Origin of the sequence: Pontibacillus litoralis JSM 072002 (genome assembly GCF_000775615.1) — a bacterium.
Classification (GTDB): domain Bacteria; phylum Bacillota; class Bacilli; order Bacillales; family BH030062; genus Pontibacillus; species Pontibacillus litoralis.
The window spans coordinates 63,862-89,591 of sequence record NZ_AVPG01000002.1 but is presented as its reverse complement, the minus strand read 5'-3'; the positions used below and the strand labels follow the sequence as shown (position 1 = coordinate 89,591).

General features: G+C 37.7%; 32 protein-coding genes. All 32 read left to right on the top strand.

Annotation, left to right across the window (positions count from 1 at the left end; genetic code table 11):
• Nucleotides 1-9 precede the first annotated feature (9 nt).
• Nucleotides 10-525 (top strand): flagellar hook capping FlgD N-terminal domain-containing protein, encoded by a 516-nt coding sequence (locus N784_RS02755; protein WP_232305962.1) that lies wholly within the window; start codon nt 10-12, stop codon nt 523-525.
• Between the two features lie 12 nt (nt 526-537).
• On the top strand, nt 538-915 hold the full coding sequence (locus N784_RS02750) for a TIGR02530 family flagellar biosynthesis protein (protein ID WP_052127098.1): 378 nt from the start codon (nt 538-540) through the stop codon (nt 913-915).
• 86 nt (nt 916-1,001) lie between these two features.
• Nucleotides 1,002-1,793, top strand: coding sequence for a flagellar basal body rod protein FlgG (flgG, locus tag N784_RS02745; RefSeq protein WP_036831970.1), 792 nt, complete (start codon nt 1,002-1,004; stop codon nt 1,791-1,793).
• A gap of 65 nt (nt 1,794-1,858) precedes the next feature.
• Nucleotides 1,859-2,086: a flagellar FlbD family protein gene (locus N784_RS02740; RefSeq protein WP_036831967.1), complete on the top strand. Its 228-nt coding sequence runs from the start codon at nt 1,859-1,861 to the stop codon at nt 2,084-2,086.
• A complete protein-coding gene (gene fliL, locus N784_RS02735) occupies nt 2,083-2,496 on the top strand; it encodes a flagellar basal body-associated protein FliL (protein ID WP_232305959.1) in 414 nt (137 codons plus the stop codon). The genes N784_RS02740 and fliL overlap by 4 nt, the downstream gene beginning before the upstream one ends.
• A gap of 32 nt (nt 2,497-2,528) precedes the next feature.
• The gene (gene fliM / locus N784_RS02730) at nt 2,529-3,527 is read left to right on the top strand and encodes a flagellar motor switch protein FliM (RefSeq protein ID WP_036831964.1); all 999 of its coding nucleotides are present in this window, start codon (nt 2,529-2,531) and stop codon (nt 3,525-3,527) included.
• Nucleotides 3,517-4,668, top strand: coding sequence for a flagellar motor switch phosphatase FliY (gene fliY, locus N784_RS02725; protein ID WP_036831962.1), 1,152 nt, complete (start codon nt 3,517-3,519; stop codon nt 4,666-4,668). The genes fliM and fliY overlap by 11 nt, the downstream gene beginning before the upstream one ends.
• An 18-nt stretch (nt 4,669-4,686) precedes the next feature.
• Complete coding sequence (locus N784_RS02720; protein WP_036831960.1) at nt 4,687-5,049, top strand: response regulator; 363 nt, start codon at nt 4,687-4,689, stop codon at nt 5,047-5,049.
• A gap of 5 nt (nt 5,050-5,054) precedes the next feature.
• Complete coding sequence (locus N784_RS02715; protein ID WP_052127097.1) at nt 5,055-5,735, top strand: flagellar biosynthetic protein FliO; 681 nt, start codon at nt 5,055-5,057, stop codon at nt 5,733-5,735.
• Nucleotides 5,728-6,393 (top strand): flagellar type III secretion system pore protein FliP, encoded by a 666-nt coding sequence (gene fliP / locus N784_RS02710; RefSeq protein WP_036831957.1) that lies wholly within the window; start codon nt 5,728-5,730, stop codon nt 6,391-6,393. The genes N784_RS02715 and fliP overlap by 8 nt, the downstream gene beginning before the upstream one ends.
• Before the next feature lie 24 nt (nt 6,394-6,417).
• Nucleotides 6,418-6,687 (top strand): flagellar biosynthesis protein FliQ, encoded by a 270-nt coding sequence (gene fliQ / locus N784_RS02705; protein WP_036831954.1) that lies wholly within the window; start codon nt 6,418-6,420, stop codon nt 6,685-6,687.
• A 3-nt stretch (nt 6,688-6,690) separates the two neighbouring features.
• A complete protein-coding gene (gene fliR, locus N784_RS02700) occupies nt 6,691-7,476 on the top strand; it encodes a flagellar biosynthetic protein FliR (protein ID WP_036832289.1) in 786 nt (261 codons plus the stop codon).
• Nucleotides 7,473-8,555: a flagellar biosynthesis protein FlhB gene (flhB, locus tag N784_RS02695; RefSeq protein WP_036831950.1), complete on the top strand. Its 1,083-nt coding sequence runs from the start codon at nt 7,473-7,475 to the stop codon at nt 8,553-8,555. The genes fliR and flhB overlap by 4 nt, the downstream gene beginning before the upstream one ends.
• 20 nt (nt 8,556-8,575) lie before the next feature.
• Nucleotides 8,576-10,609 carry a flagellar biosynthesis protein FlhA gene (flhA, locus tag N784_RS02690; RefSeq protein WP_036831948.1) on the top strand — a complete coding sequence of 678 codons (2,034 nt, stop codon included), beginning with the start codon at nt 8,576-8,578 and terminating at the stop codon, nt 10,607-10,609.
• Nucleotides 10,606-11,754, top strand: coding sequence for a flagellar biosynthesis protein FlhF (flhF, locus tag N784_RS02685; RefSeq protein WP_036831946.1), 1,149 nt, complete (start codon nt 10,606-10,608; stop codon nt 11,752-11,754). The genes flhA and flhF overlap by 4 nt, the downstream gene beginning before the upstream one ends.
• Nucleotides 11,735-12,595 carry a MinD/ParA family protein gene (locus tag N784_RS02680; RefSeq protein WP_036831944.1) on the top strand — a complete coding sequence of 287 codons (861 nt, stop codon included), beginning with the start codon at nt 11,735-11,737 and terminating at the stop codon, nt 12,593-12,595. Before flhF ends, N784_RS02680 begins: the two co-directional genes overlap by 20 nt.
• Before the next feature lie 6 nt (nt 12,596-12,601).
• Nucleotides 12,602-13,681 (top strand): protein-glutamate methylesterase/protein-glutamine glutaminase, encoded by a 1,080-nt coding sequence (locus tag N784_RS02675; protein ID WP_036831941.1) that lies wholly within the window; start codon nt 12,602-12,604, stop codon nt 13,679-13,681.
• A gap of 14 nt (nt 13,682-13,695) precedes the next feature.
• The gene (locus tag N784_RS02670) at nt 13,696-15,762 is read left to right on the top strand and encodes a chemotaxis protein CheA (RefSeq protein ID WP_036831939.1); all 2,067 of its coding nucleotides are present in this window, start codon (nt 13,696-13,698) and stop codon (nt 15,760-15,762) included.
• A 13-nt stretch (nt 15,763-15,775) separates the two neighbouring features.
• Nucleotides 15,776-16,243 carry a chemotaxis protein CheW gene (locus N784_RS02665; RefSeq protein ID WP_036831937.1) on the top strand — a complete coding sequence of 156 codons (468 nt, stop codon included), beginning with the start codon at nt 15,776-15,778 and terminating at the stop codon, nt 16,241-16,243.
• Nucleotides 16,244-16,250: 7 nt separating this feature from the next.
• On the top strand, nt 16,251-16,886 hold the full coding sequence (locus N784_RS02660; RefSeq protein ID WP_156965153.1) for a chemotaxis protein CheC: 636 nt from the start codon (nt 16,251-16,253) through the stop codon (nt 16,884-16,886).
• Nucleotides 16,879-17,376, top strand: coding sequence for a chemotaxis protein CheD (locus tag N784_RS02655; RefSeq protein WP_036831935.1), 498 nt, complete (start codon nt 16,879-16,881; stop codon nt 17,374-17,376). The genes N784_RS02660 and N784_RS02655 overlap by 8 nt, the downstream gene beginning before the upstream one ends.
• A 97-nt stretch (nt 17,377-17,473) precedes the next feature.
• A complete protein-coding gene (locus N784_RS16520; RefSeq protein ID WP_198134385.1) occupies nt 17,474-17,692 on the top strand; it encodes a hypothetical protein in 219 nt (72 codons plus the stop codon).
• Between the two features lie 29 nt (nt 17,693-17,721).
• Nucleotides 17,722-18,498, top strand: coding sequence for a FliA/WhiG family RNA polymerase sigma factor (locus tag N784_RS02645; protein ID WP_156965158.1), 777 nt, complete (start codon nt 17,722-17,724; stop codon nt 18,496-18,498).
• A 21-nt stretch (nt 18,499-18,519) separates the two neighbouring features.
• Nucleotides 18,520-19,914, top strand: coding sequence for a DUF342 domain-containing protein (locus tag N784_RS02640; protein ID WP_052127096.1), 1,395 nt, complete (start codon nt 18,520-18,522; stop codon nt 19,912-19,914).
• Nucleotides 19,915-19,942: 28 nt separating this feature from the next.
• Complete coding sequence (locus N784_RS02635) at nt 19,943-20,248, top strand: hypothetical protein (protein ID WP_036831927.1); 306 nt, start codon at nt 19,943-19,945, stop codon at nt 20,246-20,248.
• Between the two features lie 11 nt (nt 20,249-20,259).
• A complete protein-coding gene (locus tag N784_RS02630; RefSeq protein ID WP_036831925.1) occupies nt 20,260-20,766 on the top strand; it encodes a hypothetical protein in 507 nt (168 codons plus the stop codon).
• A 152-nt stretch (nt 20,767-20,918) separates the two neighbouring features.
• Nucleotides 20,919-21,668: a 30S ribosomal protein S2 gene (rpsB, locus tag N784_RS02625; RefSeq protein ID WP_036831922.1), complete on the top strand. Its 750-nt coding sequence runs from the start codon at nt 20,919-20,921 to the stop codon at nt 21,666-21,668.
• An 86-nt stretch (nt 21,669-21,754) separates the two neighbouring features.
• Nucleotides 21,755-22,639: a translation elongation factor Ts gene (tsf, locus tag N784_RS02620; RefSeq protein WP_036831920.1), complete on the top strand. Its 885-nt coding sequence runs from the start codon at nt 21,755-21,757 to the stop codon at nt 22,637-22,639.
• A gap of 76 nt (nt 22,640-22,715) precedes the next feature.
• Nucleotides 22,716-23,438, top strand: coding sequence for a UMP kinase (gene pyrH / locus N784_RS02615; RefSeq protein WP_036831919.1), 723 nt, complete (start codon nt 22,716-22,718; stop codon nt 23,436-23,438).
• Between the two features lie 2 nt (nt 23,439-23,440).
• Nucleotides 23,441-23,998 (top strand): ribosome recycling factor, encoded by a 558-nt coding sequence (gene frr / locus N784_RS02610; protein WP_036831918.1) that lies wholly within the window; start codon nt 23,441-23,443, stop codon nt 23,996-23,998.
• A gap of 153 nt (nt 23,999-24,151) precedes the next feature.
• Nucleotides 24,152-24,916, top strand: a complete 765-nt coding sequence (locus tag N784_RS02605) for an isoprenyl transferase (RefSeq protein WP_036831916.1) — start codon at nt 24,152-24,154, stop codon at nt 24,914-24,916.
• A 15-nt stretch (nt 24,917-24,931) separates the two neighbouring features.
• Nucleotides 24,932-25,723, top strand: coding sequence for a phosphatidate cytidylyltransferase (locus tag N784_RS02600; protein ID WP_036831914.1), 792 nt, complete (start codon nt 24,932-24,934; stop codon nt 25,721-25,723).
• Nucleotides 25,724-25,730 lie beyond the last annotated feature (7 nt).

Below are 25,730 nucleotides of genomic sequence, written 5' to 3'. Positions count from 1 at the left end.
GTGTCAAACATGATCCCAACGCAATATTTGCAAGAACGTCAAAAGCAAACACCAGCACCACAACAGGCTGGAGCCACCTTTAATAATAATGCTGTCCTAGGTAAGGATGATTTTCTAAAGCTATTAATGACTCAGTTGCAGCATCAAGACCCAACGAGCCCCATGGATGATAAAGCGTTAGTACAGCAAATGACAAGCTTTGCTATGCTGGAGCAAGTAACGCAATTATCTTCTACAATGAATGATTTGACGGTATTAGTCGCGTATGAACCTGTTGCGCAATATAGCCATATGATAGGAAAATACGTCACTTATGATGTGAGAAACGATGAGGGAGAAGTGACGGACACTAAATCAAGTGAAGTGGTATCTGTTTCCATGAAAGACACGTTAGTTTTCTTAGAACTCGCTAATGGAGAGAAAATAAACGTTCATGAAATTTCTAGTGTTCATAATGAGGAAGTAGAGATAGAGGATGACGATGAAGGAGAAACGGATCAGTCCGAAGTGCCTCAAGAAGAATAGGGAAGTGGTGAAGTGGTACCAAAAATTCATCATTTGCAACATAATCCTTTGCAGCTTCCGATAAATCATAGTAAAGATATACAAGCCCACAATCAAAGTAACTTTAAACACGTGTTTCAACAAGAGTGTGAAGCTTTAATTGTTAGTAAACATGCTAGTTCTCGAATGAAAGAACGGGGGATTCATATATCAGATTGTGTGTGGAAAGAAATCGAACACAAAGTGAAGGAAGCGAAACAAAAAGGTGTGACAGAATCAGTAGTTATTACGAATGATGCTGCATTAATTGTTAGTACAAAGAATCATACTGTCATTACTGCAATGGATAAGCAAGAAGTCGATGCTCACATTTTTACGAATATAAATGGAGCAATCGTAATGGATTCATAGGCTGGACCAATAAGGGAGTCTATTATCTTGTTGCTGAAGGATAGACGCAACAAGCCTACTTATAAGATTAGAGAGGATGTATTTTTATGTTACGTTCAATGTATGCGGGAATTTCAGGAATGAAAAGTAGTCAAACAAAGTTAGATATTATCGGTAACAACGTAGCAAACGTGAACACTGTAGGGTATAAGAAAGGCAGAGTGACGTTTTCGGATATCATGAGTCAACAAGTGAACCCTGCTCAAGGGCCGGCTAATGGGCAAGGAGGAATTAACCCTTCTCAAGTTGGTTTAGGATCTCAAATTGCTTCGATTGATAACATACATACAACCGGCTTCCGTCAAACAACGAACCGTTCCTTAGACTTGTTTATTGAAGGGGATGGAATGTTCGCAGTTTCTAATGGCGAAGAAACATTCTATACGAGAGCAGGCAACTTTTACTTAGATGCTCAAGGAGATATCGTAAACCCCTCAGGTTATTATTTACAGGATGTAAATAATAATAAAATTAACATCCCTGCTGATGCGCAAAGTTATAGCATTGATGAGTTTGGGGAAGTAACGTATTTAGATGCTGATGGAGAGCAACAGTCGGCAGGAACGATTGCGCTAGCCCAATTTTCAAATCCAGGTGGTCTTGAAAAGGCAGGGTCTAACCTATATAGAACTACGGATAATGCAGGATTTGGTGGATTAGTTGGCGCTGGTACAGGTGGACAAGGTTCCATCGTTTCTGGTGCACTTGAAATGTCTAACGTTGACTTAGCAGAGGAATTTACAGAGATGATCACTGGGCAGCGTTCTTTTCAAGCCAATACGCGAATTATTACAACATCAGACGAAATCCTCCAAGAGCTTGTGAACTTAAAACGATAAAAAGGGAGGGTTAGGATAGGGGGACGAACGTTCATACATCGTTTCGTCTCTTTCTCCCTATACATATGATTCAATTGACGAAATTAAATGGAGACCGCTTCACTTTGAATGGTTTTTATATAGAACAAGTACAATCGTTGCCTGATACAACGATTACACTTCTAAGTGGTAAGAAATTACTTGTTCAAGAAAATGAAGAGGATGTAGTCAATGCCGTTCAACATTTCTATCGAAGAGTTGGGTTGGTAGCAATGACGCAATTAAGTACTAGGGGAGAGGGGGAAGCCTTTTGAATTCTAAAATATTTAAAACGATGGTTATAACACTAGTCATTATAAGTATCGTCGGTATTGTTGCTCTTATATTGGTATTGAATACTGGAGGAGATGACAAGAAACCAACCATTGATGAACAAGTAGAGAATTCCATCGATACAGATGAAATCACTACCGATTTAAATGATGGTGGCTTTGTCCGTATACAATTTAAAATTGTCACCGATAGCAAAGAAGCGAAAGAAGAGTTAGAAAAACGGAGCTTTCAATTAAATAATATTGTCATTAAAGAACTATCTAAAAAGGACCAAGAACAATTTAAAACGGGTATTGGTAATTTAGAAAGCACACTTCAAACGCGGCTTAATGAAGTCATGACAGAAGGTAAAGTGACAGATGTATATACAACACAAAAAGTTTTACAGTGATGGAAACCGTGCCGAAACGGAGGTGACGTTATTTGGCTGAAGAAGTTCTTTCCCAAAATGAAATAGACGCATTATTATCTGCCATATCAACAGGGGAAATGGACGCAGATGATTTAAAAAAGGAAGAAACAGAGAAAAAGGTAAAGGTTTACGATTTTAAGCGTGCTCTTCGTTTTTCAAAGGATCAAATTAGAAGTCTTTCACGAATTCATGAAAATTTCGCTCGATTGTTAACGACCTATTTTTCTGCTCAATTAAGAACATATGTACAAATTTCCATCGCATCTGTGGACCAAATACCTTATGAAGAATTTATCCGTTCTATACCGAAAAAAACAATTTTGAATATTTTCTCTGTTGCCCCACTAGATGGTCGTATTGTGTTAGAAACGAATCCCAATATTGCCTATGCTATGCTCGATCGAATGTTAGGTGGTCGGGGGGAAAGTATTAATAAAATTGAAGGGTTAACGGAAATAGAAACGAAAATCATGTCACAAATGTTTGAAAAAGCGATTGACAGTTTACAAGAAGCTTGGAGTTCTATTGTAGAAATTGACCCTCAACTGGAGGAATTTGAAGAAAATCCACAATTTCTACAAATGGTTTCCCCGAATGAAACGGTTGTTGTCATCTCTTTAAATACGGAAATAGGTGAATCGAGTGGAATGATTAATATATGTATTCCTCACGTTGTACTTGAACCTATTATTCCGAAATTATCTGTCCATTATTGGATGCAGACAGAAACGAAGGAACGCGAGCCAGGTGAATATGAAGCATTGACGCGAAACATTCAAAAAGCAGAGGTGGAAATGACAGCTGTCTTAGGAGAGACAACCATTACCATTGAGCAATTTTTACATTTAGCTCAAAAAGATGTGATTCATTTAAATCAAAGCATCGCAGAACCATTAGCTTTAAATGTCGACGACGAGAAAAAGTTTTTAGTACAACCAGGTAAGAAGAAAAATAAAGTAGCAGTACAGATTTTGGAAGAATATAAAGGGGGGGATTTTGATGATGAGTGATGGTATGCTCTCTCAAGATGAAATTGATGCATTACTTAACGGTACAGGAGAAGATGAAGAAGAACAGGTTGTAATAGAACAACCCCCTGTGGAAGATTACTTATCCGCATTAGAACAAGACACATTAGGTGAAATCGGTAATATTTCATTTGGTAGTTCTGCAACTGCTTTATCTAGTTTATTAAATCAAAAGGTAGAAATTACAACACCGACAACTAAAATAGTCAAACGGTCGTTACTACCAAATGAATTCCCACAACCGAATGTAGCAGTACAAGTCACTTATACAGAAGGTTTCTCTGGTATGAACTTACTTGTCATTCAACAAGCGGATGCTGCAATTATTGCTGACCTTATGCTAGGTGGTGATGGCACTTCACCTTCTGATGAACTGAGTGAGATTCATTTAAGTGCTGTGCAAGAAGCTATGAATCAAATGATGGGTTCTTCTGCGACAAGTATGTCTACTGTGTTTAATAAACGAGTGGATATTTCTCCTCCTAGCATTGATTTGTTAAATATTAAGCAAGGAGAAGGTACGGAAACTATTCCTAATGACGACGTACTCGTTAAGGTGTCCTTCCAATTAAAAGTAGGTGATTTGATAGATTCTAAAATTATGCAATTACTACCAGTTGAGTTTGCTAAGCAGTTGGTAGAAGATCTATTAAATCCGCCTTTAGATCAAACGAGTGAAGAACCGATAGAACCTCATACAATACAAGGAGAACCGTGGCAATCTCAACAGCATACGCAAGAAGAGCATCAAACTGCCGCACATCAAACGCAATATTTAGGTGGAATGCATAAAGAGCAAGCGTCTACTATTCAACCAGCGGAATTTAGTTCATTCCATCCAGTAGAATTAGGAAATCAGGAACAACGTAACTTAAATATGTTGTTAGATATTCCTTTAAAAGTGACGGTTGAATTAGGTAGAACAAAACGAACAATTAAAGATATATTAGATTTGTCTTCTGGATCTGTCGTTGAATTAGATAAACTCGCAGGGGAACCAGTGGATATTCTGGTAAATGAAAAGCCAATCGCCAAAGGGGAAGTAGTCGTGATTGACGAGAACTTTGGTGTACGTGTAACAGATATATTAAGTCAAAAAGACCGACTGAAAACAATTCAATAAATAATGGGGGAATGAATAATGGCTAAAAAAGTTTTAATCGTGGATGATGCAGCATTCATGCGAATGATGATTAAAGATATATTGACGAAAAATGGATACGACGTCGTTGGTGAAGCACAAGATGGCAACGAAGCGGTTGCGAAATATAAAGAATTAACACCTGATTTAGTTACGATGGATATTACGATGCCAGAAAAGGACGGAATTACTGCGTTGAAAGAAATTAAAGAAGAGAATGGGAACGCTGTGATCATTATGTGTTCTGCTATGGGGCAACAAGCGATGGTTATTGATGCGATTCAAGCGGGTGCAAAAGATTTTATTGTGAAACCATTCCAAGCAGAACGAGTAATAGAAGCTATATCTAAAGCATTGAGTTAACGCTTATGAGAAATATTTGCAAAAATGTTGGTGCACTTTTATTGTTGACTGCGATGATGGTATGTTTCTTTTTGCCTAATGTAGCATTAGCAGTGGAAGACTCTGTAGAATGTATGGTTGGACAGTGTGATGATGAAGATACAATGCAAAATGGAGAAGGTGAACGACAAACGCCTTCTCCAACACAATCAACGAAGGATGGCCCTTCGATACTATGGCAGTTCATCAAGCTGATAAGTGCATTGGCGCTCATAATCGGTTTATTGTATGCGCTACTTAAATTTATGAATAAACGAAATAAAATGTTTCACAATGTCAAAACGCTACAAAACCTCGGCGGTGTTTCGTTAGGACAAAATAAGTCATTGCAAGTTGTGCGCATTGGTGATCAGTTATTCGCAATTGGCGTAGGAGACAATGTAGAGCTTTTAACGGAAATTACAGATGAAAAAACAAAACGAGCATTAACAGAGCAAGAAGCAAATGGTCATATGGCTACTTCTTCATCAATGGGAACGCTGTTTTCTAAAAGAAATAAACAAGGTGTAGATAGAGCACAAGGTGATAATAAGCCTTCCTCTATTCAGTTTCAGCAGCTTTTCCAATCGGAGTTGAAGTCATTGCAACAAAAACGGCAACGATTAATACAACAAAGCCAAAAACAGAAAGAGGATATTGATGAATGAGTTTGTAGATTTATTTTCTAATACGGACACAGCTGCCGTTTCAACTTCTGTCAAATTGTTATTATTGTTAACCGTTCTTGCTCTAGCTCCAAGTATACTAATTTTAATGACAAGTTTTACTAGAATTGTCATTGTGTTGTCGTTTGTTCGAACTTCTTTAGCAACACAACAAACACCGCCGAATCAATTACTCATTGGGTTAGCACTGTTTTTAACGTTTTTTATTATGGCGCCTACGTTCCATGATGTAAATGAAACAGCATTGCAACCGCTGTTTAATGATGAAATATCTTTAGAAGAAGCTTATGAGAACGCTGCAGAACCGATAAAAGAGTTCATGGCCAAGCACACTAGGGAAAAAGACTTGGCGCTCTTTATGAATTATTCTGAAATGGACCCACCTGAATCATTGGAGGATATTCCGTTAACGACACTCGTACCTGCTTTTGCGATTAGTGAATTAAAAACAGCATTTCAAATGGGCTTTATGATTTTTATACCATTTCTTGTTATTGATATGGCTGTTGCTAGTGTCCTTATGTCAATGGGGATGATGATGCTTCCACCTGTAATGATTTCTTTACCTTTTAAAATACTGCTATTCGTATTAGTAGATGGTTGGTATTTAATTACGTATTCCTTATTGGAAGGATTTTAAACTTATGAATAGGGGGATATGTCTGTGAACAGTCAAGATGTTATCTCATTAGCAGAAGATGGTATATTTACAGTTTTAATGATAACGGGTCCCTTATTAGTATTAGCATTAGCCATTGGACTAGCTGTATCTATTTTCCAAGCTACTACACAAATCCAAGAACAGACCCTTGCTTTTATACCGAAAATCGTTGCAGTATTACTTGGTTTATTGTTCTTTGGTCCGTGGATGCTTACAAAAATGGTGGAGTTTACATCGAATATATTTCATAATTTAAATTTTTTTGTGGGATAAATGATGGAACAACTTTTAGAACTATCTAAATTACCAGCTTTTATACTTATTTTTGTAAGAGTTACAGCGTTTTTTGTAACCATTCCGCTTTTTTCGTATCGTAATGTACCAACGCAACACAAAATTGGGTTTAGTTTTTTCTTGGCTTGGATTATGTTTTACACAGTTGATATTCCTGTTGTTATAGTGAACGAGATGTTTATTGGTTTAGTACTAAAAGAAGCTATAGTAGGATTAGCTATTGGATTTATGGCTTATTTGATTATTACAGCGGTCCAAATTGCTGGTGGTTTTATAGATTTTCAAATGGGCTTTGCTATTGCAAATGTTATTGATCCACAAACAGGTGTTCAAAGTCCGTTAATTGGACAATATTTATATACAATCACGTTATTATTGTTGTTAGCTGTAGATGGGCATCATTTACTTATCGATGGTATATTCTACAGTTATGAAATGATACCACTGGACCAGTTGTATATCGACTTCGGTAATGAACCATTCATACTATTTGTAATTGAAACGTTTAATCAAATGTTTATGGTAGCATTTCTCATGTCTGTTCCAATTGTTGGTTGTTTATTCCTCGTTGATGTTGCGCTAGGGATTGTCGCAAGAACGGTACCTCAGCTTAATGTGTTTGTCGTAGGCTTACCGTTAAAAATATTAGTAAGTTTCGTCGTCATTCTTATTTCATTTAGTATGTTTACTATTTTAATAGAAAACCTTTTTGATTTAATGCTCGTATCGATGCGAGATTTAATGCAGTTAATGGGGGAGACAGGATGAAGCCTCTTTCTTTAGATTTACAGTTCTTTTCACAGGAGAAAACAGAAAAAGCTACACCTAAAAAAAGAGAAGATAGCCGCAAAAAAGGGCAAGTAGCTAAAAGTCAAGATGTGAACACGGCAATTATGCTATTTTTAATGTTCACTATATTGTGGGTTGTTGGCGGTTATTTGAAAGAGAGCTTTCTCTCAATTTATGAACAAAGTTTCAGTGAATACATACATTGGGATTTAACAGAGCAATCCTTACATCAAGTTATGGTTGAAATGACGAAAAGAGTGGCTGCTACGCTTGCGCCGGTTATGGCAATTGCAATAATTGCAGCGCTTGTAGCAAATTATATGCAAGTAGGCTTTCTTTTCACAACGAAACCGATACAGATGGATTTAAAAAAGCTAGATCCGATTCAAGGATTTAAAAAGATTTTTGCGGTTCGTGCGCTAGTAGAGTTATTGAAATCTATGTTGAAGATCGGATTTGTTGGGTCGGTAACCTTTTCTATATTGTGGATTAGGAAAGATGATTTGCTAGTTATGTCCCAAAAAAGCGTGGAAGCTGCCGTTTCCTTTTTTGGCAGTACTACTGTAATTATGGGGCTAGCTGCATCGTTGTTGCTACTCGTATTGTCAATATTAGATTATACATATCAAAAGTATGATCACGAAAAAAATATTCGCATGTCTAAACAAGATATTAAAGATGAGTATAAAAATATTGAAGGTGATCCACAAATTAAATCCAAAATTAAAGAAAGACAACGCCAAATGTCTCAACAACGTATGATGAATGAAGTGCCCAATGCGGATGTTGTGATTACAAACCCTACACACTTCGCGGTTGCCATTAAATATGATGATAATAAAGCTGATGCACCATACGTTGTTGCTAAAGGGGTCGATTATGTGGCGTTAAAAATAAAAGAAATAGCGAAACATCACGATATTGTAACAGTAGAAAATCGCCCTTTAGCAAGAGCTTTGTATGATGCTGTGGAAATAGACAACGTGATTGGAGAAGAATTTTATCAAGCTGTAGCCGAAATATTAGCTTATGTGTATCGGATACAAGAAAAAGCTTGAAGTAATAGGGAGAGAAAGCAATGTCACTAAGAGATCTCTCGGTTGTAATGGGCGTAATCATGATTATTATTATGTTAGTTATCCCGTTACCACCGTTTTTGCTAAGTATATTAATTTTAATAAACATTTCATTAGCGCTAATCGTCATATTGGTAACGATGAATATTAATGAAGCATTGGATTTTTCCATATTTCCTTCCTTGTTACTGTTATTAACTTTATTCCGGTTAGGTTTAAATGTTTCTACAACTCGTTCGATCTTAGCTAACGGTGAAGCAGGAGGAGTAATCGACACATTTGGTACATTTGTTACAGGAAACAGTGCTTTAGTTGGTTTTGTTATCTTTGCCATCTTAGTCATTATCCAATTCCTTGTTATTACGAAAGGGGCAGAGCGTGTGTCCGAGGTAGCTGCCCGATTTACGCTTGATGCAATGCCTGGTAAACAGATGAGTATTGATGCGGATTTAAATGCGGGGTTAATATCTGAACAACAAGCGAAACATCGACGAGAAAAAATTGCTAAGGAAGCTGATTTCTATGGAGCAATGGACGGTGCGAGTAAGTTTGTAAAAGGAGATGCCATTGCAGGTATTATCATCGTGTTAATTAACATTCTTTTCGGGCTTATTATAGGCATGACACAAATGGAAATGAGTTTTGGCGAAGCGATTGATACATATATGAGATTGACAGTTGGAGATGGATTAGTGAGCCAAATTCCTGCATTACTTATTTCAACTGCAACAGGTATTACCGTTACTCGAGCTGCTTCGGATGGTAATTTAGGGACAGATGTTACAGAACAATTATTACGTTATCCGAAATTACTATACATCGCCGCTGCTACAATATTTTGTCTAGGGTTTACACCAATTCCGTTTCTGTTAACTGCATTTATCGCGGCCATTTTAGCATATGGTGGCTGGGCGTTATCTCGAACAGATGAGGAAGAAGACATATCCGTAGAGGATGAGGAAGAGAAAAAAGTATCTGCCAATATGCAATCACAAGATAACGTTGTGGAATTAATTAATATGGATCCAATTGAATTTGAGTTTGGTTATGCATTAATCCCTCTTGCTGATACGAGCCAAGGTGGGGACTTGTTGGATCGTATTGTCATGATTCGTCGTCAGCTTGCAATCGAGTTAGGAATTGTAATCCCTACGGTAAGGATTCGGGATAACATTCAACTCAATCCGAATGAGTATCGGTTAAACATAAAAGGGAATGAAGTAGCGAAAGGGGAACTTTTGCTCGATCATTATTTGGCAATGAGTCCTGGCATGGATGACGATACTGTTGAAGGTATTGATACTCAGGAGCCTGCATTCGGTTTACCTGCTAAATGGATTAATGAAGAAACGAAAGAAGATGCAGAGTTATTCGGTTATACGGTTGTCGATCCACCGTCTGTCGTATCAACGCATATTACAGAAGTAATTAAAAGACACGCCCATGAATTATTAGGTAGACAAGAGACAAAGCAATTAATAGAACACTTGAAGGCGTCACATCCTATTTTAGTTGAAGAAGTGACACCAGAACCGTTAGCCGTTGGAGATGTACAAAAAGTATTAGCTAAACTGTTAAGGGAAAATGTTTCAATCAAGAATTTACCTATTATTTTTGAAACGCTAGCTGATTTTGGAAAAATGACAAATGATACAGAATTGTTAGCTGAATACGCGCGTCAAGCGCTATCAGTACAAATCACAAAACAGTTTGCTCAAGGGAGCGATTCAATCAAAGTTGTTACTGTATCGGGCAAGGTAGAGAAGGTGGTCGCTGAGCATATTCAACAAACGGAACACGGTAGTTATTTAGCACTTGATCCTGAAATGCAGCAGGCGATTGTTCAATCTGTTGCAAAGGAAGCAGAGCAATTATCGTTGCAATCTGAAATGCCAATTGTTCTTTGCTCGCCAGCTGTTCGCATGTATATGAAGCAGTTACTTGAACGATTTTTGCCTCAAGTGTCAGTCCTTTCTTATAACGAATTAGAACCAAATGTAGAAGTACAAAGTGTAGGGGTGGTGAATGTAACATGAAGGTAAAGAAATACGTTGCCCCCACAATGCCAGAAGCGATGAATCAAGTGCGGAAAGAATTAGGTAAAGATGCTGTCATTCTACATTCTCGAACGATACAAAAAGGTGGCTTCTTAGGGTTGTTTAGAAAAACGAATATTGAGGTGGTTGCTGCTGTTGATCCAGAATTGAACGCAAATCATTTACCTGTTTCAACACCTATTGAGAAGAAACCTTTGTCATCTTCCATTGTTGATCAAACAGAGGCTATAAATGCTCGTGCATCCAATGAGTGGCAAAGGGAACTACAGGAACTAAAAACGTTGATGGAGCATCAAACCGCCTCTCCAACGTATTATCCTGAGCCTATTCAGGCTACTTTTGAACATTTAATGGAGCAAGAAATGTCCCATACTTTAGCAAAGACAATCGTTCACCCATTGTTAGAAAGATATTATACGGCGAAAGGACCCGTCTCTACGTCTCAGTGCATGGAATGGATAGGGGAAGTATTGGAAGACCGGCTACTACATCACCAATTTGGTGGCATTGATTATAGCAAACAATTTGTACATGTAGTCGGCCCAACAGGCGTTGGTAAGACAACAACAATTGCCAAAATTGCTGCTCAAGCTGTGTTAAAGCATCGAAAAAGTGTGGCATTTATCACAACGGATACATACAGAATTGCCGCAATAGAACAATTAAAAACGTATGCAAAAATATTAAATGTCCCAATTGAAGTTGCTTATTCCGTTCATGATTATTATGAGGCAAGACAGAAGTTACAACAGTATGATTTAGTACTAGTTGACACTGCTGGTCGTAACTTCCGAGATCCTCAGTACGTGAAAGAGTTACAAAAAGTAGTTGATTTCAAAGAAGATATACAAACGTTTTTGGTGCTCTCCTGCACGAGTAAAGTAAAAGATATGAATGATATATATGAGCAGTTTTCGGCAATACCAATAAAGCAATTAATTTTTACAAAGGTAGATGAAACGTCTCAATTTGGAGGGGTGATAGACTTAATTATTAAACATAAATTAGGTATTGCTTACTTGACAAATGGTCAAAATGTACCAGATGATATAATAGAAGCTAGCCGAGATATCTTAATTAATCAAATAGTTGGTGAACGTTTGAATGAAAGATCAAGCTCATAAGCTAAGACAACAATTCAGCCGTATTCAACATCATACAGAAGCGAAGACGATAGCAGTTGCTAGTGGCAAAGGCGGAGTTGGAAAATCGAATTTCGTATTGAATTTTGCCCTCACCTTAACCGAAAAAAGTAAAAAGGTACTTATTTTCGATTTGGATATTGGAATGGGCAATATTGATATTCTATTAGGCTTACATCCAAAGAAGTCGATCGTTGATTTGTTTGAAGAAAATACTGCGATTCATGAAATTATCGAACATAGTCCGTACGGTTTAGCATATATTGCTGCAGGTTCCGGATTAGCGTCTGTATTTCAGTTAGATGATGCCAAAATGGAGTACTTTTTTCACCAGCTACAATTAATTCTAAATGACTATGACTACATTTTCTTTGATATGGGGGCAGGTGTAACGAATCATAGTTTGGCGTTTGTATTAGCTGCCGATGAAGCCATTATCGTAACGACACCTGAACCAACAGCGATTACAGATGGATATGCAATGATTAAACATATCATGCGTCATCCAGGATCTCCACCTATTTATATTGTAATGAATCGAGTGTCTAGTCATAAAGTCGGGGAACAAACCATGAATCGATTGCAACAAGTTGTATCCCGTTTTTTATACAAACAGATTTATCCGCTAGGCTTGCTTCCAGATGATTCGATTGTTTCGAAAGCAGTTATACAACAAATCCCGTTTACGAAGTATAGGGAACATGCCAAAGTAAGTAAGAGATTGCGGGGTATAGTTTCCAATTATTTGGGGTATATAGCACCAAAGCAAAAGGAACAGAGAAACTTTGTTACTAAATTAAAGCAATTGATACGAGAAAGGTAGAATGCTATGAAACAAATACATGTTTTAGTAATAGATGATTCTGCTTTTATGAGAAAAATGATACGTGACATTATTGAAGAAGACCCAAGAATGACTGTAGTAGGAGTCGCAAGAAATGGGCAAGACGGTTTAAATAAGGTAAACGAGTTGCAACCAGATGTAGTTACACTAGATGTTGAAATGCCGGTAATGGATGGTCTAACTTGTTTAGAACATATCATGAAGGACCACCCGATTCCTGTCGTGATGCTATCAAGTGTCACAACACAAGGTGCAGAAAGTACGCTAAGGGCAATGGAAATTGGTGCCGTAGATTTTATTCGTAAGCCATCTGGTTCTATTTCATTAGATATTGAAACCATTAAACATAAAATTGTACATAAGGTGTATGGCGCATCCCATGCAAATGTAGGCAATATGCAACCAAAAAGTGCCCCATCCATAGAGACTCAGTCTACTACAGAAAATGAGATCCAAATAAGGAAGAAGCCGTCTTTGGATAAAAGAAATAAATTGGTAGCTATTGGTACGTCTACGGGTGGACCTAGAGCGTTGCAGCAAGTATTAACAGATTTCCCAGTCGATTTTCCAGCACCTATTGTAATTGTCCAACATATGCCACCAGGTTTTACGAAGTCATTAGCAAATAGGTTGAACACATTATCCAAAATAAAAGTAAAAGAAGCTGAAAATGAAGAAACGTTAACAAATGGTGTGGCCTATATTGCCCCTGGTGATTATCATATGAATATTTTACAACAATCGGATGGAACTTTATCTATTCGTTTGCATCAACAACCTCCAATAAAAGGGCATCGTCCATCGGTTGATAGTATGTTGCAGTCACTAATAAACCTAGAGGGTGTTCAATTATATACCGTCATTATGACAGGAATGGGCGCAGACGGTGCGCTTGGCTTAGAGCAGTTAAAAGCAAAAGCGCCAAATACAATTGCCATAGCAGAATCAGCACAATCATCCATTGTATACGGTATGCCGAAAGCAGCTGTATTAACGAAACAAGTAAATGAGGTAGTTCATCTAAAGGATATTAGTCGAACATTAATGAAGGCTATTGGGAAATAAATGAGGTGACAATGATGGAATTGAATCAATATTTAGAAGTGTTTATCGAAGAAAGTAAGGAACATTTGCAAACCGTTAACGATTCCTTACTAGAATTGGAAAACAGTCCAGAAGATATGACGATTGTTGGTGAAATATTTCGATCTGCACACACCCTTAAAGGGATGGCAGCAACGATGGGCTATCAAGATTTAGCAAATTTGACACATAAAATGGAAAATGTCCTTGATGCAGTTCGTAATAATAAAGTGGTAGTGGATTCGGATATGTTAGATATCGTATTTGAATCTGTTGACGATTTGGAAGCAATGGTTACAGATATTGCAGCCGGTGGAAGTGGCGAACGAAATGTTGAAGTTATTGTAGAGAAGTTAAAGCGGATTGAAAATGGTGAAAAACCGGCTGAAGTGCAACAATCAGGAACAGCAATCAAAAAACAAGATCAAGTGAAGAATCAAACTGTTTCGGCAGAAAATATGGAATTAACATTAAATGAATTTGAGCAAACCGTATTACAAGAATCTACTGAACAAGGATTTATGAACTATCAAATTGATGTGAAATTAGATAATAATTGCCTATTAAAAGGCGCTCGAGTATTCATGGTGTTTGAAGTAATTGAAGACATAGGTGAAGTGATTAAATCTATTCCACCAGTTGAGCAACTTGAAGAAGAGAACTTTGACACAAGCTTTTCCGTCGTGGTTATTTCAAAGATGGATATAGAGGAAATAGAAAGACGCATTATGAACGTATCAGAAGTTGAAAGCGCGCACGTTTCACTAGTTACCAATGATACAAATCAAAAGCCACATTCAGAAGCTTCACCTTTATCTGAACAAGAACTCGATAAGAAAGAATCAAAAGCACCTGAAGTAGCATCTAAATCGGAAAAAAATGAATCAAACACGCAAACACAAAAAGCAGCCACGCAAAGTAAAACGATACGAGTTAACATCGAGCGATTAGATGTATTAATGAATTTATTTGAAGAACTTGTCATTGATCGAGGTAGATTGGAGCAAATATCCAACGACCTTGAGCATAGTGAATTACAAGAAACCGTTGAAAGGATGTCACGAATTTCAGGGGACTTACAAACTATTATATTAAATATGCGCATGGTTCCAGTTGAACAAGTATTTAATAGATTCCCTCGAATGGTACGTCAATTAACAAGAGATTTGCAGAAAAAAGTCAACCTTCAAATTATCGGTGCGGAAACAGAGTTAGACAGAACAGTGATTGATGAAATCGGTGATCCACTCGTACATTTAATTCGAAACTCCCTTGACCACGGTATCGAGATGCCAGAAGAACGAGTAGAAAAAGGGAAGCCAGAAGAAGGTACACTACAATTAAAAGCTTACCATAGCGGTAATCACGTATTTATTGAGGTAACCGATGATGGCGGTGGAATTAATCGAAAGAAAGTGTTGAAGAAGGCAATTGAAAACGGAGTTGTAACACAAGAGCAATCTGAGACGATGGAAGATTATCAAGTGGCGGAGTTAATTATGGCAAGTGGATTTTCTACTGCTGATAAAATTTCCGATGTATCTGGCCGTGGTGTCGGCCTTGATGTAGTGAAGAACACAATTGAATCTTTAGGAGGCTCCATTTCCATAGATTCTAAGCAAAATGAAGGTACGAAATTCTCTATCCAATTACCATTAACATTATCGATCATTTCCGTCATGCTCGTCGAAGTGCAAAATGAAAAATATGCTGTTCCTCTATCTTCTATTATCGAAACAGCTATCGTGAGCAAGAAAGACATTATGCATGCCCACAACAAACTAGTCATGGACTTTCGAGGTAGCGTTATCCCGTTAGTGGATTTAAAAAGTATTCTAGAAGTTCCAGAGACGTTGGAGGAAGAAGAGCATTATTCCGTTGTCATTGTCCGTCGAGGCGAAAAGATGGCTGGCCTTGTTGTTAATTCATTCATTGGTCAACAAGAGGTAGTATTAAAATCACTTGGAAATTATTTAACCAACGTGTTTGCCATATCAGGTGCAACGATTTTAGGTGATGGTCAAGTAGCATTAATTTTAGATACGAATGCACTTATAAAATGATAGGAGGGGTATTATGCCGGAGAACCTTCAAGACGACAAATTTATCGTTTTCCAGCTTAATCATGAAGAATATGGGATACCTGTACAACAAGTAGGTTCTATTGAAAGAATGCAGCATATAACAAGAGTTCCTCGGACCTATAACTTTATGAAAGGGGTAATCAATTTACGGGGAGTTGTGACACCTATTATTGATTTAAGAACTCGCTTTGGTTTGGAAGAACTGCCGTATACAGATAGTACTCGTATGATTATAGTCCGTATTGAAGATATAGAAATAGGTATTATTGTCGATGCAGCGAATGATGTAATTGACATTTCTGAAGACATGATTGAACCAGCACCAGAAGTCGTCGGTACGGTTGATGTGGAATATATAAGAGGTGTAGCGAAGCAAGGCAATCGTTTACTCGTATTGTTGAATTTATCTAAAGTATTAACCGTTAAAGAATTAAACAACTTAAAAGCAGTAGAAGGGTGAAACGAAGATGTATATGGATCGTTTTACCTCTCTTCACATGGATGTATTAAAAGAAATAGGAAATATAGGCGCAGGAAATGCTGCAACATCTTTATCACAAATTCTAAATAGAAAAATCGAAATGAAAGTGCCAGCAGTAAAAATTGTTTCCTTTGATGAAATGATGGATATTGTTGGTGGGCCAGAGCGGGTATTAGTAGCTGTTTTTCTAAGAATAGAAGGGGATATTACAGGGAGCATGTTCTTTGTTCTATCTCCAGAAGAAGCAGATCGTTTCGTCCATCGAATGACGGGGGATGAAACCTTCACCTTTTCGACTTCGCAAAAGAATGAATTAGCTATATCAGCTTTTCAAGAGTTGGGGAATATTGTATCCGGGTCTTACTTAACATCGTTATCTGATTTTACTCGATTAAATATTCAACCGTCCGTCCCTTCTGTAGCGGTTGATATGGTTGGCGCAATATTGAGTATCGGTTTAATTGAACTTTCCCAAGTTAGTGATTATGCAATTGTTGTCAACACTTCGTTAATGGATGTTGAAGAAAGTGAGCAAGAAGTGAAGGGACACTTTTTCTTACTTCCAGACCCTAACTCATTTGAAACGATTTTCACAGCGTTAGGGGTCATTCAAGATGATTGATGTCTCCACGGTTGTGAAGGTTGGAATTGCCGATTTAAATGTTGTTCAATCTCCCCAAAGAATACGTACATCTGGATTAGGCTCTTGTGTAGGTGTTGTTTTATTTGATGAAGCGAAACATGTAGCAGGAATGGTCCACGTCATGCTTCCTAATTCGAGTTTAGCTAGAGAAAAGACATTGAATACTGCTAAATATGCTGATACTGGGATTGGAGAACTATTATTGAAAGTTCAAGCTTTAGGAGCACGTAAATATGCTATAAAAGCTAAAATCGCCGGAGGAGCACAAATGTTCGCATTTACATCTGCGAATGAAATGATGCGTATCGGGCCGAGAAATGTAGAGTCCGTAAAGGAGCAACTGCAACGTTATCGTATACCGCTTGTAGCGGAAGATTGTGGGGGAAATAGCGGGCGGACTATTGAGTTTGACCCTACAACAGCACTATTAGAAATTAGAACGGTAAACAAGGGTGTGTCACAAATTTAAAATGGTTGGATCAATTATGTGGAATTTATACTTTGCATTATGTGTAGCGGGAATTTCCTTTTTTCTTTCAATTACTAGTAACACGTGGGAAACTTCCTTGATTCGTGGTTTTTATATATTTTCCTTTTGTTATATTTGCATGTTTTTATTTCGGTTTGCCATTCATTATGGGATGCAAACCATTCAGCAAACAGGTTCTATGCCGCTAGATAATCATGTAGCGGCAGAAGACAGTCCCAACGAGTATAGTGAAGAAGCAATTGAAAAAGTATCTGAGCACGTGCAAGATTTATTGTCAGAAGATCAAAAGAACTAAATGAATGGGGTAAGGAGGAAGGTATAATGATGATTCATGCAACTTCCCAAGAACACAATCTTTGGGTAATGTGGGAGCAAGAAAAAGACATCGAAGCTGCAAATGAGTTAGTGCGTACCTATTTGTACTTAGTAAACTATCATGTACAACGTATTTCTGCACACCTTCCCCAAAGCGTTAGTAAAGAGGATATAAAGAGCTTAGGGCTAGTAGGCTTGTATGATGCAATTGAAAAGTTTGATACGAAGCGAGACTTGAAGTTTGACACATATGCATCATTCAGAATAAGAGGGGCAATTATGGATGGTCTCCGTAAAGAAGACTGGCTTCCCCGTTCTGTCCGCGATAAATCGAAGAAAATTGAACAAGTATCTGAACAATTAGAACAACAATTGCAACGACCGCCAACATCAAAAGAAATAGCGCAGCAACTTGGTTTAGCCCCAGAAGAAGTAGAGGGGATTGTCAAGGACACATTGCTTGCTAATGTGTTATCGATGGAAGAGAAACCTAAAGATAACCAGGATCATAATGAAGGGATTGGGCATTCAGTCCCAGACACGTCGATGATAACGCCAATGACAAATGTCATTAAAGAAGAGAATTATGAAGAATTAGCAGCAGCGATTCAACAATTAAATGATAAAGAGAAAACGGTAATTAGTTTGTTTTACGATGAAGAGTTAACGCTAACAGAAATAGGAACGGTATTAGAATTAACGACGTCGAGAATCTCTCAAATTCATACAAAAGCATTGTTTAAGCTAAGAAATATTTTAAGTCAAATGGATTTGGTCCATGAATAATGGGTTGAGGAGGATGACATTTTGGGGATTGAACAATTGGATGATTTTTTTTCCATTAAAATTTCTAAAGATCAGCTAAGCTGTTATGTGCATTTCAAGAAAGAATATCATTTAGAATTATCGTTAACACCTCAAGATTGGTTAGATGAGCTACATAAACGTTCTATTACATATGGTATTCACCAGGAGCATATTGAACAGCTATGTAAAGGACTTAAAGAAGAAGATTTTCCGTTATTAATTGCGGAAGGGACACCAGCAAAACATGGAGAGAACGGGCGGATTAAGTACGAAATTACTGCAAATAGTCAATCAGCCCCCGAATTGGATGAACGAGATGCAGTCGACTTAAGAAATGTTATGCAAATCCCTACCGTTAGGGAAGGAGATAAATTATTAACTATTATTTCTCCTACCAAAGGGGAAGCTGGTAAGACAGTATTCGACAAGCCAATTCCAGCTAAACCAGGAAAACCTGTTCGAACAAGAGCGGGGAAGAATGTAAAATGGAGAGAAAGCAAACAAGCTATGTACGCAACGGTAGACGGACAAGTTAGCTTTTTTGAACGTGTTGTCCATGTGCACCCTTATTTTGAAGTGAATCATGATATCGATATGAAAACGGGTAATCTGGACTTTGTCGGTACCATTATTGTTCGGGGTAACGTACCGAGCGGTTATACGTTAAAGGCGCAAGGTGATATTAAAGTATATGGATTTGTAGAAGGAGCCACCTTAATTGCGGATGGATCTATCTATATATCAGAAGGAATTGCTGCAACATCTAAAGGGAGCATTCAAGCAGGCGTTGATGTTCATGCCGGCTATGTAAATCAAGGAAACATTGAAGCAGGTAGACATATTCAAATTGAGCATTCCATTTTGCATAGTGATTGTGTTGCCCGCAACTCGATTACTTGTCATAATGGAAATATCATAGGTGGATCGTTGTCAGCAGGGCACTTAATTCAGTGCAAAGATATTGGGAATAAAATGAGTACAAAAACAGAAATGTTCTTCGGTGCTAATAAGAAATTGGTCGAAAAGGAAAACAGCTTATTGCAACAAAAAGAAGAAACAGAAGATTCACTTGAGAAACTAGACATCGTCGGTAAAAAATTGCATAGAAAAAAAGAAAAAGAAGGAGCTTTATCTGCGCAAGAGCGAGTTACTTTATTGAGGCAGAGAAACTCCATAGCGAAATGCAAAGAAACATATCAAGATATTCAAGATCAATTGGAAGAACTACAAGAACAATTAACGGATAATAAAGACGCTAAGTTGATGGTAGAAGGTATTTTGCATCCTAATACGACTATTGCGTTTCGTAAATATAAGCGCCATATAAAAAAACAGCATCACCGTGTCTATATACAATTGGATCAAAGCGAAATTGTTATTCACCCTTTAACTTAACGATTACTTTAAAGAAAGAAATGGTGTTATGACGCTACGAACAATTGAAATGCAAGTTGCTCTACCAAGAACGCAAGACGCAGGTAAACTACAAGACCAGTTGCAACATAGAGGACAGATGATGCAACAACAAATAGTCGCCAATCAACTAGCAGCAGAACAAAGAAAACGAAAGCAAGTTATTGAAAGCGATCAAACAGAAGATGTTCAGTTACGAGAAGAATCAAATGAGTCAGAATATTGTTTCGAAAAAAACGGACCTGAGAAAGAGGAGGAGCCATTGCCGAGGTTAGATCACCCTTATTTAGGGAAAAATATTGATTTTAACGGATAAGAAGGGTTTCTATGACACTATTTTTAATAACAGTTAGCTTTTTGTTACATGGAGTGACATTATTTATTATTGTGATGTTGGCTAAACGAGTATCGAAGGCCAATGAATTAGAATTACAACAACAACAAGTAGCGAAAGAAATAGAAGATACATTCACAGCTTACTTATTAGAAATCAAGGAAGAAAATGAGCGTCTATTGAATAGAATAGAGGAAAATGGATACAATGACTATCGTGTTAACGCTTCCACTGGTCCTAAAGAGCATGGGGTTCATCAAACAGTTCCTGAAAACGAATATGCTAGTAATTCAGCTAAAGAAGACAGCTCGACACATCTAAAGCAACAACACTATACTCCTCCACAAGCAAAGGAAGAAGAGATATACACCCCTTCCTTGCAATCGTCTATTTACCAATTGCATTTACAAGGCCTTACAAATGAAGAGATTGCCAAGCAATTAGATTGCGGGAAAACGGAAGTAGAATTGACGTTAAAAATTAATGGAAAAAACGTATAAATGCACTTGAATGGATGTTATTCATATGGTATAGTTACTTTTGGTGTTAATACACACGTTTGTCGATTTATATAGGTGGTGCTCTTTTGTAGAGTCCTAATATAAAGATGAGACAAGCGGAGGAGAAATAAAACCAATTAGGAGGAACAAACATGTCTGTAATTTCAATGAAACAGCTTTTAGAAGCTGGTGTTCATTTTGGACACCAAACACGTCGTTGGAACCCGAAAATGAAAAAATATATCTTCACGGAGCGTAACGGCATTTACATCATCGACCTTCAAAAAACAGTTAAAAAGGTAGATGAAGCATTCCACTTCATTAAGGATGTAGCTGAAAACGGCGGTACTATTCTTTTTGTAGGTACGAAAAAGCAAGCACAAGAATCTGTTAAAGAAGAAGCAACTCGTGCTGGTATGTATTACATCAACCAACGTTGGTTAGGTGGTACACTTACGAACTTTGAAACAATCCGTAAACGTATCAATCGCCTTAAAGATATTGAGCGTATGGAAGAAGACGGAACGTTCGAAGTACTTCCGAAAAAAGAAACAGTCGATCTTCTTAAAGAAAAAGATCGTTTAGTTAAATTCCTTGGTGGTATTAAGGAAATGGAAACTCTTCCTGATGCAATGTTCATCATTGACCCACGTAAAGAGCGTATTGCGGTTGCGGAAGCGCATAAATTGAACATCCCAATTGTTGGTATTGTTGACACGAACTGTGATCCAGATGAAATCGACTACGTAATCCCAGCAAACGATGATGCAATTCGTGCTGTTAAACTTCTAACTGCTAAAATGGCTGATGCGATTCTTGAAGCGAAACAAGGCGAAGAGATTGCAGAAGTAGAGCAAACAGAAGAAGCAGAAGTGGCAGAAGCAGAAGCAACGCAAGAGTAAGGATGGTTTGAAGGGTGATAAAGGGAAGTACCTTTTATCACCTTTTTTAAACAGGTATACTTGATATAATAAAGGAGGATTTTTCCATGGCAGTAACAGCTAAAATGGTTAAAGAACTGCGCGAAAAGACTGGTGCAGGAATGATGGATTGTAAAAAAGCACTTACTGAAGTAGATGGCGATATGGAAAAAGCAATTGAATGGCTTCGTGAGAAAGGTATTTCTAAAGCTCAGAAGAAACAAGATCGTATCGCTGCAGAAGGATCTACTTTTATCGAAGTAGATGGTAATACAGCAGTTATTTTTGAAGTGAACGCTGAAACGGACTTCGTTGCTAAAAACGATCAGTTCAAGAACTTGCTTCAAGAGCTAGCAACTCATTTAGTGAAACAAAAGCCAGCAACTGTTGAAGAAGCACTTGAGCAAAAGCTTCATGGCGAAGGCGAAACAGTAAACGACTTTATCACTACTAACATTGCGAAAATTGGTGAAAAAATTACGTTACGTCGCTTCACTATTGTAGATAAAGGCGATAATGATGCGTTTGGTGCTTACCTACATATGGGTGGTCGTATCGCTGTACTTTCTGTGCTTGAAGGTACTACTGAAGAAGCTGTTGCTAAAGATGTAGCCATGCACGTAGCGGCTGTTAACCCACGTTATGCAACTCGTGAGGAAGTTTCAGCTGAAGAAGTGAACCAAGAGCGTGAAGTGCTTAAAAAAGAAGCGCTTAACGAAGGTAAACCAGAAAATATCGTTGAAAAGATGGTAGAAGGTCGTCTTGGTAAATTCTTCGAAGGCATTGTACTATTAGAGCAGTCTTTCGTTAAAGACCCAGATAAGAAAGTGAAACAATTCGTACAAGAGCATAATGCGACAGTTAAAACATTTGTTCGTTATGAAGTAGGCGAAGGCTTGGAGAAACGTGAAGAGAACTTTGCTGAAGAAGTAATGAATCAAGTGAATAAATAAAGTGATTTTTGAAAATAGGGGACACATAGTGTTCCCTATTTTCAAAAGTGTACATAAATAAGTGGTGGAGGTATATATGACAACAGCTCAATACCAAAGAATTGTGTTAAAATTAAGTGGAGAAGCTTTAAGTGGATCACAAGGTTATGGATTAGAACCAAAGATTATTCAATCTATTGCCCAGCAAATACGTGACGTTGCAGAACTTGGAGTAGAAGTAGCAGTAGTTGTTGGCGGAGGTAATATTTGGCGTGGCAAAGTGGGTAGTGAAGTAGGTATGGACCGTGCAACGGCAGATTACATGGGAATGCTTGCTACAGTAATGAACTCTTTAGCTCTACAAGATAGCTTAGAGAATATCGGTATTCCAACTCGAGTGCAAACGTCAATTGAAATGCGTCAAGTAGCAGAACCATACATCCGTCGTAAAGCAATTAGACATCTAGAGAAAAAACGTGTTGTTATTTTTGCGGCTGGTACAGGTAACCCATATTTCTCAACAGATACAACCGCTGCATTGCGTGCTGCAGAAATTGAAGCCGATGTTATTCTAATGGCAAAAAATAATGTAGATGGAGTCTATAATGCAGACCCTAAACAAGATGAAAACGCAAAGAAATATGATGAACTATCCTATTTAGACGTACTTAATGAAGGATTAGGTGTTATGGATTCAACGGCTTCATCATTATGTATGGACAATGATATACCTCTTTTAGTATTCTCTATTATGGAGGACGGAAATATTAAACGCGCCGTACTAGGTGAAACTATTGGAACGATTGTAAGGGGGAAATAGTAATGGCAGAAACAACAATGAAACAAATGAGAGAAGAAATGACAGAAGCGGTAAGCGCATTTGCTAAGCAATTATCTACTGTGCGCGCAGGACGTGCGAACCCAACTATTCTAGACCCAGTGAAGGCTGAATATTATGGTGCGGTTGTTCCTTTGAATCAGCTTGCAACAATCTCTGCTCCTGAAGCACGTTTGCTTGTCATTACACCGTTTGATAAGTCATCGATTAATGATATTGAGAAGGCGATTCAAAAGGCAGATCTTGGTCTATCTCCATCTAGTGATGGGAACGTAATTCGTATTAACATTCCTGCATTAACCGAACAACGTCGTAAAGACTTAACTAAAGTTGTGAAGAAATATGCGGAAGAAGCGAAAGTTCAAATTCGTAACATTCGCCGTGATGCGAACGACAGCTTGAAGAAACTTGAGAAAGGCGGAGATATTACAGAAGATGATCTACGCTTTTATCAAGACGAAGTTCAAAAAGAAACAGATCAGCACATTGCCAAAATTGATGAAACTGCTAAAAACAAAGAACAAGAAATTATGGAAGTATAAAGGTTTTCCTAGTACAATGGAAATGGATGCCCTCTTAGTTAGAAGGGGGTTTTTCATTTTCAGCTAATCATGAAACGTTGTAGATTGGCTTTCGCTTATTTTTGCGAAAGCCACATTTTTCTATCTATAAAAGAGCACTTTGGAGGATCTGTTATGTTTTTAAAACTTCCTTTTACTAAAAAAGGTACATCTCATATAGAACAACACGAGTTAGACAATACGAACTTACCAAAGCATATCGCAATCATTATGGATGGGAATGGGAGGTGGGCGAAAAAACGGGGTCTTCCACGTGTTGCAGGTCATAAAGAAGGAATGAACGTCGTAAAGAAAATTGTAAGAAAGTCTTCGGATTTAGGAATCGAAGCGATTACATTGTACGCTTTTTCTACGGAAAATTGGAAGCGTCCAAAAGCAGAAGTTGAATTTTTGATGAAATTACCTAATGAATTTTTGACTACATACTTACCGGAATTGATAGAGAAAAACGTTCAAGTTCAAACCGTTGGGGATGTTGAGCATTTACCAACACATACACAAAAAGCTGTTCAGCGTGCGAAAGAAAAAACGAAGCATAATACAGGGCTTATCTTGAACTTTGCGCTAAACTATGGAAGTAGAGATGAGATTATGCATGCAGTCACTTCCATCGTTCAAGATGTTCAAAATGGTGAGAGGAAGATGGAAGAGTTAAATGAAGATGTGTTTGAATCGTACTTATACACATGTGGGCTTCCAGATCCTGACTTATTAATACGTACGAGCGGGGAACAGCGCTTAAGCAACTATTTATTGTGGCAATTAGCATATACAGAGTTCTGGTTTACGGATGTGTTATGGCCTGATTTTGATGAGAATCTTTATGAACGAGCAATATGCGATTATCAAAGCAGAAAAAGAAGGTATGGAGGCGTATAAGGTGTTGAAATTGTCTTGAAACAACGTATAATCACTGCAATTGTATTCGGTCTTTTCTTTATTCCGATTATCTTTTTTGGAGAGATGCCCTTTTTTGTACTAATCTATATATTTGCAACGATTGGTTTAGTCGAATTGCTAAAAATGAGGAGGATATCCCCTTTTTCTTTTCCAGGAATCATCTCAATCGTGCACCTTTGGGTATTGTTGGTTCCATTACCTTCTATCGTTTGGTTTGATTTAATCGATATGGGCAAATCTGAAGCAACGTTGCTAGCGACATTTGTACTACTCGGGTATACGGTGCTGTTAAAAAACAAATTTACCTTTGATGATGCAGGTTTTTTAATTTTATCTGCTGTATATGTAGGTATGGGGTTTTATTACTTGATGCTTACAAGAGAAGTGGGCGTTCATTATGTTTTCTTTGCCTTATTTTTAATATGGGCGACGGATATGGGAGCTTATTTCTTCGGGAAAGCTTTCGGTAAACGTAAATTGTGGCCAGAAATAAGTCCGAATAAAACGATTGAAGGCTCCATCGGGGGCATTCTACTTGCGATAATAGTAGCTATCATTTTTCAATTCATTTATCCCGTACACGCTTCTATCTTGGTTGTTCTACTTGTAGCAATAATAGTGTCGGTATTCGGCCAAATAGGCGACTTAGTTGAGTCTGCATACAAGAGGCATTACTCTGTTAAAGACTCTGGCCGGTTACTTCCTGGACATGGAGGCGTGTTAGACAGGTTTGACAGTTTAATTTTTGTCATTCCTATTTTGCATTTTATTCAATTTATTTCATAGTAATTAT

Bases quoted from the DNA above. Each gene is read 5' to 3' on its own strand.
- fliP (WP_036831957.1), top strand. From the start codon at position 5,728: ATGAATGAGTTTGTAGATTTATTTTCTAATACGGACACAGCTGCCGTT.
- N784_RS02630 (WP_036831925.1), top strand. From the start codon at position 20,260: ATGACACTATTTTTAATAACAGTTAGCTTTTTGTTACATGGAGTGACA.
- fliR (WP_036832289.1), top strand. From the start codon at position 6,691: ATGGAACAACTTTTAGAACTATCTAAATTACCAGCTTTTATACTTATT.
- N784_RS02720 (WP_036831960.1), top strand. From the start codon at position 4,687: ATGGCTAAAAAAGTTTTAATCGTGGATGATGCAGCATTCATGCGAATG.
- N784_RS02680 (WP_036831944.1), top strand. From the start codon at position 11,735: ATGAAAGATCAAGCTCATAAGCTAAGACAACAATTCAGCCGTATTCAA.
- N784_RS02635 (WP_036831927.1), top strand. From the start codon at position 19,943: ATGACGCTACGAACAATTGAAATGCAAGTTGCTCTACCAAGAACGCAA.
- flhA (WP_036831948.1), top strand. From the start codon at position 8,576: ATGTCACTAAGAGATCTCTCGGTTGTAATGGGCGTAATCATGATTATT.
- pyrH (WP_036831919.1), top strand. From the start codon at position 22,716: ATGACAACAGCTCAATACCAAAGAATTGTGTTAAAATTAAGTGGAGAA.
- flhF (WP_036831946.1), top strand. From the start codon at position 10,606: ATGAAGGTAAAGAAATACGTTGCCCCCACAATGCCAGAAGCGATGAAT.
- N784_RS02715 (WP_052127097.1), top strand. From the start codon at position 5,055: ATGAGAAATATTTGCAAAAATGTTGGTGCACTTTTATTGTTGACTGCG.
- N784_RS02655 (WP_036831935.1), top strand. From the start codon at position 16,879: ATGATTGATGTCTCCACGGTTGTGAAGGTTGGAATTGCCGATTTAAAT.
- frr (WP_036831918.1), top strand. From the start codon at position 23,441: ATGGCAGAAACAACAATGAAACAAATGAGAGAAGAAATGACAGAAGCG.
- N784_RS02755 (WP_232305962.1), top strand. From the start codon at position 10: ATGATCCCAACGCAATATTTGCAAGAACGTCAAAAGCAAACACCAGCA.
- flgG (WP_036831970.1), top strand. From the start codon at position 1,002: ATGTTACGTTCAATGTATGCGGGAATTTCAGGAATGAAAAGTAGTCAA.
- flhB (WP_036831950.1), top strand. From the start codon at position 7,473: ATGAAGCCTCTTTCTTTAGATTTACAGTTCTTTTCACAGGAGAAAACA.
- fliY (WP_036831962.1), top strand. From the start codon at position 3,517: ATGATGAGTGATGGTATGCTCTCTCAAGATGAAATTGATGCATTACTT.
- N784_RS02740 (WP_036831967.1), top strand. From the start codon at position 1,859: ATGATTCAATTGACGAAATTAAATGGAGACCGCTTCACTTTGAATGGT.
- N784_RS02675 (WP_036831941.1), top strand. From the start codon at position 12,602: ATGAAACAAATACATGTTTTAGTAATAGATGATTCTGCTTTTATGAGA.
- N784_RS02660 (WP_156965153.1), top strand. From the start codon at position 16,251: ATGTATATGGATCGTTTTACCTCTCTTCACATGGATGTATTAAAAGAA.
- N784_RS02605 (WP_036831916.1), top strand. From the start codon at position 24,152: ATGTTTTTAAAACTTCCTTTTACTAAAAAAGGTACATCTCATATAGAA.
- N784_RS02645 (WP_156965158.1), top strand. From the start codon at position 17,722: ATGATTCATGCAACTTCCCAAGAACACAATCTTTGGGTAATGTGGGAG.
- N784_RS02665 (WP_036831937.1), top strand. From the start codon at position 15,776: ATGCCGGAGAACCTTCAAGACGACAAATTTATCGTTTTCCAGCTTAAT.
- tsf (WP_036831920.1), top strand. From the start codon at position 21,755: ATGGCAGTAACAGCTAAAATGGTTAAAGAACTGCGCGAAAAGACTGGT.
- rpsB (WP_036831922.1), top strand. From the start codon at position 20,919: ATGTCTGTAATTTCAATGAAACAGCTTTTAGAAGCTGGTGTTCATTTT.
- N784_RS02670 (WP_036831939.1), top strand. From the start codon at position 13,696: ATGGAATTGAATCAATATTTAGAAGTGTTTATCGAAGAAAGTAAGGAA.